The organism is Methanosarcina siciliae T4/M, assembly GCF_000970085.1.
In the GTDB taxonomy this organism is placed as follows: domain Archaea; phylum Halobacteriota; class Methanosarcinia; order Methanosarcinales; family Methanosarcinaceae; genus Methanosarcina; species Methanosarcina siciliae.
In genome coordinates, this window is sequence record NZ_CP009506.1 from 4,450,281 (window position 1) to 4,461,093 (window position 10,813).

Annotated in this window: 6 protein-coding genes and 1 pseudogene; 4 read left to right on the plus strand and 3 right to left on the minus strand. The window is 42.9% G+C overall.

The genetic code is table 11. The features are described from left to right. Window positions 1–71: 71 nt before the first annotated feature. On the minus strand, window positions 72–1,502 hold the full coding sequence (locus MSSIT_RS18835; protein ID WP_231590023.1) for an aldehyde dehydrogenase family protein: 1,431 nt from the start codon (window positions 1,500–1,502) through the stop codon (window positions 72–74). Window positions 1,503–1,957: 455 nt separating this feature from the next. Here MSSIT_RS18835 and MSSIT_RS18840 point away from each other — a divergent pair, with 455 nt between their 5' ends. From MSSIT_RS18840 to MSSIT_RS18855, 4 genes and pseudogenes are all read left to right on the plus strand, one after another. Then, entirely contained in the window at window positions 1,958–4,120 is a 2,163-nt protein-coding gene (locus tag MSSIT_RS18840; RefSeq protein WP_048173991.1) for a DUF2298 domain-containing protein, read from the plus strand. Window positions 4,121–4,360: 240 nt separating this feature from the next. Continuing rightward, the gene (locus MSSIT_RS18845; protein WP_197080300.1) at window positions 4,361–6,202 is read left to right on the plus strand and encodes a flippase-like domain-containing protein; all 1,842 of its coding nucleotides are present in this window, start codon (window positions 4,361–4,363) and stop codon (window positions 6,200–6,202) included. Window positions 6,203–6,549: 347 nt separating this feature from the next. After that, window positions 6,550–7,794, plus strand: a pseudogene (locus MSSIT_RS18850) (IS110 family transposase). 234 nt (window positions 7,795–8,028) lie between these two features. Beyond that, window positions 8,029–8,385 (plus strand): ArsR/SmtB family transcription factor, encoded by a 357-nt coding sequence (locus MSSIT_RS18855; protein ID WP_048173992.1) that lies wholly within the window; start codon window positions 8,029–8,031, stop codon window positions 8,383–8,385. Between the two features lie 101 nt (window positions 8,386–8,486). Here the strand turns inward: MSSIT_RS18855 and nikR are convergent, their stop codons facing one another. Both nikR and ftsA read right to left on the minus strand, forming a co-directional pair. After that, a complete protein-coding gene (gene nikR / locus MSSIT_RS18860) occupies window positions 8,487–8,909 on the minus strand; it encodes a nickel-responsive transcriptional regulator NikR (RefSeq protein ID WP_011023967.1) in 423 nt (140 codons plus the stop codon). Between the two features lie 341 nt (window positions 8,910–9,250). Continuing rightward, on the minus strand, window positions 9,251–10,609 hold the full coding sequence (gene ftsA / locus MSSIT_RS18865; RefSeq protein WP_082089071.1) for a coenzyme F390 synthetase: 1,359 nt from the start codon (window positions 10,607–10,609) through the stop codon (window positions 9,251–9,253). Window positions 10,610–10,813: the final 204 nt, after the last annotated feature.

Sequence of the window (10,813 nt, forward strand, 5' to 3'; positions counted from 1 at the left end):
AATTCGGTGAGCCGGTTTATGAAGGCTCACTGAAGATCTTTATTTTCCTATTTTCAAACACGTTTTAGCATTCAGGTTTTCAGCATTATGGTTTTTGTTTCCAGATATTCGGAGAGGGCTTCTGGTCCGTTTTCTCGTCCGAACCCGCTTTCCTTAACTCCTCCGAAAGGAACTTCGGGAGCTATCTTCAGGTGCTGGTTAATCCATATGATCCCTGCATTCAACTGTTCACATCCTGCCCGTGCCCTGTCTATATTTTTTGTCCAGATGGATGCCCCAAGTCCGTAACAGGTATTGTTTGCTTTTCCTATTGCTTCATCAAGGCCTTTTACGGTCACCACGGGGAGTAAAGGTCCAAAAACTTCTTCTCTTAAAAGCCTGGAATCTCCGGGGACATCTGAAACAAGGGTGGGTTCAAAGAAGTACCCTTTCTCGGAATCTTTAAATTCAGGTACTTTCCCTCCGGTAATTATCTTTCCTGTATCTTTTTCCTTAATTTCGGCTACAAGCTCTTTTACGTATTCCCACTGGGTGCGGTTGTTAAGAGGGCCCATACTGGTATTTTTGTCCAGCCCGTTTCCGAGCTTTAAGTTCTTTATTCCTGCTTCAAGCTTTTTTATGAACTCTTCGGCTACGGATTCGAAAACATACAGCCTCTTGACAGCGGTACATGTCTGGCCGCAGTTGTAAAACCTCCCTCTCAGGGCTCCGGCAGCGGCACTTTCAAGGTCAGCATCGTCACACACAAGCATGGGGTCGCTTCCTCCCAGCTCCAGAGTAACCCTTTTCATTCCGCAGGCTGCAAGTTCAGCTACTCTTTTTCCGGTTCTGGCTTCTCCAGTAAAAGAAATTTTTCTTACCTCGGGACTGCGAACAAGGCTTTCCCCTACGATCTCCCCGGGACCTGTTACCACATTCAGCACACCTGCCGGCAGCCCGGCTTCCCCAAAGATGGAAGCAAGAGTCAGGTTTGTAAGAGGGGTGTTACTTGCCGGCTTCAGTACCAGAGTATTTCCGGAAATCAACCCCGGGGCGATTTTCCAACCCATAATCAGGGCAGGCATGTTCCATGGAATTATGGCTGCACAGACTCCTAGAGGTTTTTTTAAGGTAAAAGCATACCCGTTTCCCGGGACCGGAATAAAGTCCCCTTTCAGGTTACCTGCAAGCCCGCAGTAATATTCAAGAACATGGGCAAAACCTTCGATTTCATTTCGGGCTTCAACAAGGGGCTTTCCCTGTTCCTGTGTCAGCAGGAAAGCAAGCTGATCTTTCCTCTGCCGGGCAATTTCTGCAGCCCTGTAAAGAACTCCTGCTCTCTGCTGCGGAGATGAGGAAGCCCAGCTTGCAAAGGCGGATGATGCCGCTTCTACCGCAAAAACCACGTCCTCTTCTGTACCATGGGGGACCTGTTCGATAAGTTCTCCTGTTGCAGGATTTTTAATCCCGAAAACTTCTCCTCCACATGCTTCTACAGCTTTTCCGTTGATCTGCATTTTCATAGCTACCACTATTTGCAAAGCCCTATTTTAAGCTAACAAAGAGTTTTACAATTTTGCACCAATAGTCTTAAAAATAAGTAAAAAATAATGGAAGTAAAAAAATATCTTCCTTTTCGATAGGCATATAAGTATATTTATAAATTACATGGTTACGCAAGATATCAAGTGCCAATAAGAATACAATGTATCAATACAGAATCACTGGAATAAACAAAAAAAGGTTTGTATGGTGCAGAGTTCAAAAGTCCCAGGGGGGTTTAGGGACTTAATATCTCAGATAGGGCTGAGCCTCTGGATAATCGAATTTTGACTCCATATGTGTCCATATGTGTTTTTGTCTGAGGAGTAAGGTATTTCAGGAAGTTATTTCGTGGGATCTAAGTGAGGAGTTTGCTTTACAAACTTCATGTTTTCGGCGTCTAAAAAAGTGAATTTCACAGGCAGGTACAGAAAAAGTGTCAGATTACCTTCAAGTAATTTTATGGTTTTTTCTTATAGAGCTCCTTGGCTTGCTTTCTATTCCACTTGCTGAAAATGCCGGGAACAGGCTGGCTGACGGGGGCGTTTCGGCAGCAAAAACTCTGGGGATTATGCTTGTAGCTTATTTTTCCTGGATTTTTTCTTACATCTGGGGCTTTAACCGTGTTACAATTCTGATCTCTTTCCTTGTTCTTTGCCTGCTGTCAATCGGCCTTTACTGGAAAAAGAGAATTTTCCCTGAGAGAAAGGTTCTGCTCACCAATGAACTCGTATTCCTTGCAGCGTTCTTTTTTTTCTTACTTGTACGTGTACATCTTCCGGAAATATACATGCATGAGAAATTTATGGACTCTGCTTTTTTAGATGCGGTAATAAGGACTTCCTCTTTTCCTCCGTCCGATCCCTGGTTTGCGGGAGGGTCTCTGGATTTTTACTATTATTTCGGGTATCTTTCCGTGGGCGTGCCGGGAAAACTCTGTGCTGTCAAACCTTCCATCCTTTTTAACCTGGCAATTGCCCTTACTTTTGCCCTTTCCTTCAACCTCTTTTTCGGCGTTGGGTATAACCTTACTCATGGAAAAATCCGGTATGGGTTCCTGACGGCAGGGGCCGGGATGCTGCTTGGAAATTTGCAGGGGCTTATACAATTTGTCTCCATGTATGTCCTCAAGGAGCAGGTTTCAAGTATGTACTACTGGAGCAGTTCGAGAGTTATTCCTTTTACGATAAACGAGTTTCCATATTTCACTTTCATACATGGAGACCTGCACTCTCATATGCTTGCAATCCCTTTTTATTTGCTCACTCTGGTATTTCTCCTGAATATATATTTCAGGAAAAATGAACACTCCGTTTTTGAAAACAGCCTGGCTTTAATTATATTTTCAATAGCCCTGGGTTTTTTGTTTCCTTCCAATTCCTGGGACTTTCCTGTGTATTTCGGCCTGACCCTTATTGTTATCTTCTCATTTTATTATGGGCATTATATTCAAAAGAAAAATACTTCCTATTCCATTTCAGGCTTTTTCGGCACAGCCATTCTCGTTTCGGTCTTCAGCTTCCTGCCATATCTCTCTTTTTACCTTTCTTTCAGCCCTCAGGCGGCAGAAGGTTTCGATTTAGTTGTGCCGGAATTAAGGACGACGATTGATAAGTTCCTGATTCTTTTCGGACTGTTCCTGTTTTTGACTTTCTCTTTCCTTATAACCCGTCTGGACTCCAGGCGAAAAATCAGATCTTTTCTCCTTCTGGTTGGAGGCTCAGCCCTGCTATCTGTTGCATGTGGCATTCCCCTGCTTGCAGTCCTTCTGCCTCTGCTCGCCCTTTCTCTATTTATATTCCTGAAGGATCTTCCGGAAAGAAGTGCAACAGGTTTTGTATCCCTTCTAATCGCGACAGCCGCTTTCCTTGGTCTTTTCTGCGAAGTTGTTTTCCTGGATGACCCCATTTCAGGTGAATTTGCCCGCATGAACACTGTTTTCAAATTCTATATGCATTTATGGGTTTTCCTTGCTATTGCAGCCTCTTATTCTTATTATGAACTTCGTTCCTTTTCCGGGGAAGAGTCCGGAAATAGAGGGGTTTTGAAGGGAACTTATGTAAAAAGAGCATGGGCAGCTGTACTTGTGCTACTGGTTATTTCCTGTTCTTTTTTTCCTGTAGTATCAACCGATACAAGAATAAAAGAGATGAATGCCGAGCCTTCCCTTGACGGAATGGGATATATGAAGGAACTGGACATGGGGGATTACAATGCCATAATCTGGATGCAGAAAAATATTACTGGCTCCCCGGTAGTTCTCGAAGCTGCTGCAGATGGTGGTTACGGTTATACTTCAAGGATCTCTGCAAATACCGGGCTCCCTACAGTCATCGGGTGGGGAAGGCACGAAAGGTTCTGGGGAAGAAACCACAGAGAAGTGAGACAGAGAATAAAAGATGTCCGTTCGATTTATTCAACTGGCAATGAAAAGAAAGCCCTGGAGCTTATGGATAAATATAACGTAAGCTATGTGTATATCGGTAATCTTGAACGGCAGATGTATTCCGTAAAAATGGATAAATTCGAGGATGAAACCTATTTTGAGCCGGTTTACATGGGTACAGTCACAATATATAAATTAAAAAACGATGTGTAAAAGGTAAAACTCAAGAAAGGTACCTAAAAAGAAAAGTTCAAGAAAGAGTGTACGTAAAAGTAAAATTCAAGAAAGATACTTAAAGGGATATTATAATTCTGTTTTCAGAAAAAAACTGGCTAAAGAAAATAATCAAGGTTTAGGTCCGTTATCTAATTTATTTAATTATCTAAACATTGTTTCATAAAGACTTTTCATAAATACGCTTCAAAACGGATTTTACAAATTCGTTTTATAAATATGGGATTTATTAGAGTATATGGAATTAGATGTAATATCGAAGTCAGCATAAATCAAGACTATTATCACAAACACTCAGAGGTTGTTCGTATAACCAGCGTCTCCGTAGTTCTACCCGCTTACAATGAAGCTGCCAGAATAGAAAATACGGTCTCGATAACAGCAGAGGCTCTTTCAAAGATAACTGATTCTTTTGAGATCATCATAGCAGAGGACGGAAGCACGGACGGTACGGACCGGATAGCTTCCAAGCTCTCGGAACAGCACTCTTATGTCAAACACCTGCATTCCGATGAACGGCAGGGCAGGGGAAGAGCCCTGAACAGGGCTTTTAAGGCTGCCTCAGGAGATGTACTCTGTTACATTGACGTGGATCTTGCAACAGATATGAGCTATCTGGAAAAATTGATCCGAGCCGTAAGTACGGAAGGATATGACTTTGCCACCGGCTCGAGGATAATGCCCGAAAGTGATGCAAAAAGACCTTTCAAACGGGAGTTTGCGAGCAGAGGGTACAACTCCCTTGTGCGGCTTTTTTTGCACTCAAAACTCTATGACCACCAGTGCGGGTTCAAGGCTTTCAGAAGAGATGCACTCTTTGAGCTGCTCGACGAAATTGATAACCAGCACTGGTTCTGGGACACCGAACTCCTGGTCAGGGCCCAGCATCAAGGGTACAGGGTTCTGGAGTTTCCCGTCTACTGGAGACACGGTGGGTCAAGCAAGGTAAATTTTGTAAAGGATATTCTTGGAATGGGGTCTGAGATTTTCCGTCTCTGGTGGGAACTTTTTTTCCCGGGGCTTTTTTCCGGGAAAGGAAAGCTTTTTTTGGCAGCTTCTCTTGCCCTTCTGATCCTGGCCCTTGTTGCAACCTTTCTTGGAGCTTCCGATGTTCTGGAAAATATAAAGCAGGTGTCTCTGAGCACCCTGGTCCTTGCTTCTCTTGTTTACTGTATTTCCTGGCCTCTCCGAGGGATTCGTTTCCAGCAGATCCTTAACAGGCTTGGAAACCACTACGGGCTTGGCTTTCTTACAGGAAGCATTTTCATTAGCCAGTCTGCAAATGTGATTCTTCCTGCCCGAATAGGAGACCTGAGCAGGATGTATATCCTGAAAAAGAGTAAGGATCTTGCTTTTACTACGAGTCTTTCATCCCTGACCATAGAAAGGGTCTTTGACATAATTGCAATTACCTCCATTGCCGCACTTGCTTCTTCAGGGGTAGCTTCCAGGTTTGAACTTGCAGTCTGGATGGAGTCCCTTATCAGGTTTTCGGGGTTTGCTATCCTCATTTTTTTCGTGGGCCTTTTTTCATTGTCTTTCAGGGAAGGTCGCATAACAAAGAGAGGAGGGAAAAAGGTTTCTGCAATTTCTTCCGGGGAACCTCTCCATAAAATAAAAGAGTTTATATCCGCTTTCATCCACCAGATGAGCATTGTTGCTGTCCGTCCCGGTGCCTTTCTTGCAGTGGTTGCTTCCTCCCTTTTTATATGGGGAATGGACATCTTTACCTGCTATCTGGTCCTGAAAGCCTTTCCGACAGCCGGGGTAGATATGTCTTCAGGGTTCACGATCTCCCTTATCTTCCTGGCAGTAGCCCTCGGAAACATTGCAAAAACTTTTCCTGTTACTCCCGGCGCTATAGGAACATATGAGGTAGCCCTTACCGCAGTGTTCGGGCTTGGAGGGATCAGGCCTGAACTCGGGTTTACGGTCGCTGTGCTTGACCATATAATAAAAAACTCAGTCACATTGCTTGGAGGCGGAATCGCTCTCTCTGGACTTGGACTCCGGTGGAGAGAGATCCTTTCAACGAGTCCAGATACGCTGAAAGGAATGTGAAACCCTGAAGAAAAAAGGTAAAAAAGTGGTCGGTAATATCCTTCCGGATCGGAATTGAGAGAGTAAAATTCGGTTTGGAAGGGCAATAATAAACGTGGGCAATAATAAACGCATATGAAATTCTTCGAATAACAGGCACAAAGAAATGAAAGTACTTTACCCTACCTTTTTTTACGGTTTATTTCTTCATTACTTTGGGCAGTAAGGTTGTCTTTTCTTTGGTTTCTCAAAACCGTTGCCAAACTAATCAGTGAATTGCCATCGAAGGCTCAAATGTGACTCTGATCACGGATGCTAAATTGGCCTTTGAGGCAATTCCACTGCCCAAATAAATTGGGTGATTTGATTTGATTGAAGTTATAAACAAAGCCTGTGGTTTAGACATTCACAAAATCTTTTTCATAGCTACAATTCTCAGCAGATTTGGTGAAAAACAACAGCAACGTTTTGATAGAAATGATGACGGAATTTTGGCCTTTAAAAAATGGGCAATATCTGAAAAATGCGACGTTGTCGCATGTGAATCTACAAGTGATTTTTGGGTTCCTATTTATGATTCATTGATAAAGCATCTCCCTGTTATAATTGGGAATGCCCGAGATATGAAGGCTTTTACGCACAAAAAACAGACAAGATCGACTCTGAGTTCATCGCACAACTTGCACTGAATAACATGATTAAACCATCAAGAATTTTTCCAAAAAACCATAGAGCATTTCGTTCATACGTTCGGCTTCGACATAGTCTTGTACAAAAAAGAACAGACATAAAAAATGAAGCTCATGCTATTCTCGCACCTGAAATGTTTAATTTGAAGGATGTACTGACAGATATTTTTGGAAAGAGCGGTAGAGCAATTCTATCAGGAATCTCTTCGGGTAAAAACGTTGACCAGATTATGGAAAACCTTTCCCCAAATGTTCGTAATAAGAGTGCCCAGATAAGAGAGATTCTTGACAAAGAAATCTCTCAAAGTGCTGCATTCCGACTTAATATCTGTCTGAAACTCATAAAGTGTCTTGACGACGAAATTGAAATTTTGGAGATAGAAATTTTCAATTACGCTTACAGAAATCATGAGCGTGAAATGGAAATTTTAGTGTCAGTTCCTGGTGTAGGGGAACTTGGTGTAGCCACCTTAATTGCTGAAATTGGAGATTTTAAGGACTTTTCTTCAGGCAATAAGCTTGCTTCTTGGCTTGGAATAGTTCCTAATGTGTATCAATCCGCAGATAAATACCATAACGGAAGAATTACAAAGAGAGGATCAAAGGAAGCAAGGTGGATTCTAATACAGATTGCTCAAGCGGCAGCAAGAAAGAAAAATAGCAAGTTAAAAGAGTTTTTTAACAGAAAAAAGAAGTCCATTGGATATGCGAAGGCAATTGTTGCCCTGGCGAGAAAAATTGCAACGATAATATGGCATCTTATTCGACAATGATGAGATCTATGAAGATGAAACAGGCTATAAAAAGGGAGAAATCCAAAAGAGGAAAATCATTGAAATTGAGACATTATCAATCGATGAAAGGATTAAAATTATCAGTGGAATATTTGCAGTTGTGGGAAAAGAGAAAAAAGAGAGTACGTGAGGAAGATATCCTCATCTACTTTCATGCTAATATAAGGTAATTTAAAAATAAAAAGAAGTTACTTTAAGTTGGGAGAAATTACTGTAATTCCAGTGAAAGGAATAGCTTTCAGTGAAAAGAATAGCTATAATTTTCATTTGAAAAAAACAACCGGAAGCCATAATCATGTAATTTAACCAATGACCGCATTTTTGCCTAAATAAATGGTTAAGTGCAAAAGTCTGAGTGGAAAAAATGTCTGAGAAAAAAATAATAGAAGTTCGGGATGCTTATTCCCTTCCTGAAGATGTACTTGAGGCTGTTCATGAGGCCCTGCATGAAGATGTTGAGGAGATTGTCGGCTTATTCAAGGTTCTTGCAGATCCGACTCGCTTGCGAATTCTCAAAGCCCTCGAAGTCCAGAGCCTCTGTGTCTGCGTTCTTGTTGAAGCTACGGACCAGAAGCATTCTGCACTTTCTTATCACCTTAAACTCTTAAAGGAAGCAGGGCTCGTGGATTCGAGGAGAGAACGCAGTTTCCAGATCTACGACCTTACGGAATTCGGAAACTTGCTCCTGAAGCACATTGAAAAGCGCTTTGAAAAAAGTTAAACGAAGAGATTGAAGGAGTTTTTGCTGTATAATATACCTTGAATCCTTCAATACTCCCGAGTAATCATGCCTGTCTGTGGATACGACCCCGACAGGTAAAATCAGATTTTTTCGTTTGAAGCTACCGTGGTGAGTTTTGAGAATTTAACTCCCTTAAGGGCCATTATAGCTTCAGCAAGCTCTTTAATCTCTTCACCGTCTCCATCCAGAACGATTACTTCAAAACAGTTATCGTGGTCGAGGTGGATGTGTACGGAGGACTTTATCAGGTGAGAGTAGTGGTGCTGGATATCGGCAAGGGCGTTTGAAAGCCCGCGCTTTGTGTGGTCGTATATGACAGCAACTGTCCCTACACGATGACCTTTAATATCACCCATCCACTCATAGTAAGAAATGTAACTCCTGATGGCGTCTCTTATGCCTTCCGAACGGGAAGAGTATCCTCTTTTTTCGATAATCTCATCAAATTTGCTAAGAAGGGTGTCTGGAAGGGAGACCCCTATCCTCATAAGTTCTGTTTCCATCGTATCACCAGGTAATTTGCAATTTATCCGAATGATAATACATTAAGTTAATGTAAGTATTACTATATATGTTTTATTCACTTGATCATTAATATAAAAGAGTTGTGCTCATATGTTATTTCGCTCCTCAGTATATTAATGTTTGGGAACTATAAAATTTAGAATATATGAAATGGGTAAAGCGTCCATAGATTAAGAAAGGAGACAAAAATAAATAATAAATAAAAACAAAAGGAAAAGAATTCGCAAAAAATAAATACATGATACAGTTTAAGTAATATTTACAAGTAGAATGAGAAAGGATAAAAGGTAAATTCTCCTTTCTCTGTCCACTTTTTCCATTATCTCCTGTCCACAAGCCTCTTTGGCCTTCCTTTTATTTTGTACAGTTCAAGCCCTTCCGGCCCCGTAAAGTTGAAAATGATCTTGAAAGTGCCGTCTTCATAAGCTCTGGAGAGAGGAGGTTTATACCTAAAAAAAGAGTGGAGGAAGTTTTCCTTGAGAATAGTACGGTCACAGGTTTCGGGGTTTTCGCATTCCAGACTGACCCTGAGGACGGTCTCTCCTTCATCTTCTCCCCCGTAGAGAAAAGCTTCATACTCTCCTGTCAGGTAGTCCATGTTCTCACGCTGGAAGACCCCCCTTTCCACATCAACACGGTTAAAAGGAGTTCCTTCAACCCAGACGGTTTCCGCCTCTCGCTGGGGAGTCAGAATTTTCATGTGAGTCCTGCCGCAAGAGCACTTTTTGCGCGTAAGGACGACGGTCGTATCATCGGTGTCGTAGTTTAAGAGCAGGTTGCCTGCCTTTGCCCCAACAGGCAGGAGCGTACTCAGGATTACTCTCCCGCAGTCCCCATCCGGCACGAAATTCTCCAGGTACGGGTCGTAAACATCAAGATGGACAAAGTCCTCGGGAACGTGCAGCCCTGTGATTTCGCTACATTCTCCGCACATCGTCCCTTCCGTGCTCCCGTAGGTGTTGTACACAGGGCAGCCCCAGATTTCCGCTAGATGGTTTCTTGACTCTTCAGCAAAGGCTTCCCCGCCAACAACCAGTTTGTTTACGCCCGACTGCTCTGGTTCGATACCTTCAGCCTTCATTCTGCGGGCAAGGTTCAGGAGCTTGAATACACTGCCCACTATGCCTGTCGGCCTGTAAGCTTCAATAACACGCAGGGGGAAAGTGCACTTGCCCTCAGGGATAATGCTCATTCCAATCTGCCTGGCAGCAAGGGTCATGGTGTTTGCTCCCACATTCATGCCGTAGGAAGCACAGACAACAACCCTGTCTCCGGGCCCGAAGCCCTGGGACCTGAAAATCCGGGCGTACTTTTCTGCGTAACGTTCCCAGTCCTCCCAGGTAAGGAAAAAGCTCTTTGGGGTCCCGCTCGTACCGCTGGTCTCGTGAATGGTGAAAACATCTCCCCAACCCACGCTCCTGAACATAAAATCCTCCCTCTCGGGAGGCTGGTTTTCCCGGATAGTCTTTCCGGAGATGATCGGAAGTTCGAGGAGGTCCTCATGGGCTTTGATATCCCCAGGGTTTACCCTGTGTTTTTCAAACCATTTCCTGTAAAATGGCGAATTTTCTGCCGCATATTTTACCGTATACCGCACCCTTTCCTCGATGAGGGCATCGAGTTCTCCCCGGTCCATGGTCTCGATTTCCGGATTAAAGTAAGGTTCTGAGTTTTCCACTTTAAAACACTCCGGCTGTAGCCTTTAACCACGCGAAAATTTGTAAATTATATAAATCCCTGTTATTACTGGTCTCAAATATGAATTTGGACTTCAATTATGAAACAGTTTTGGGCAGGCATACAGCCGTGAGCAGGCTTTAAGCTTCGCTTCGGGGAAAGTTTGTGGAAGCTTCTGCTCATCAGGATAGAAAAAATAAGAATT

Coding starts and splice junctions, on each gene's coding strand:
- MSSIT_RS18835 (WP_231590023.1), bottom strand. CDS start 1,502: ATGAAAATGCAGATCAACGGAAAAGCTGTAGAAGCATGTGGAGGAGAA.
- MSSIT_RS18845 (WP_197080300.1), top strand. CDS start 4,361: ATGGGATTTATTAGAGTATATGGAATTAGATGTAATATCGAAGTCAGC.
- MSSIT_RS18855 (WP_048173992.1), top strand. CDS start 8,029: ATGTCTGAGAAAAAAATAATAGAAGTTCGGGATGCTTATTCCCTTCCT.
- nikR (WP_011023967.1), bottom strand. CDS start 8,909: ATGGAAACAGAACTTATGAGGATAGGGGTCTCCCTTCCAGACACCCTT.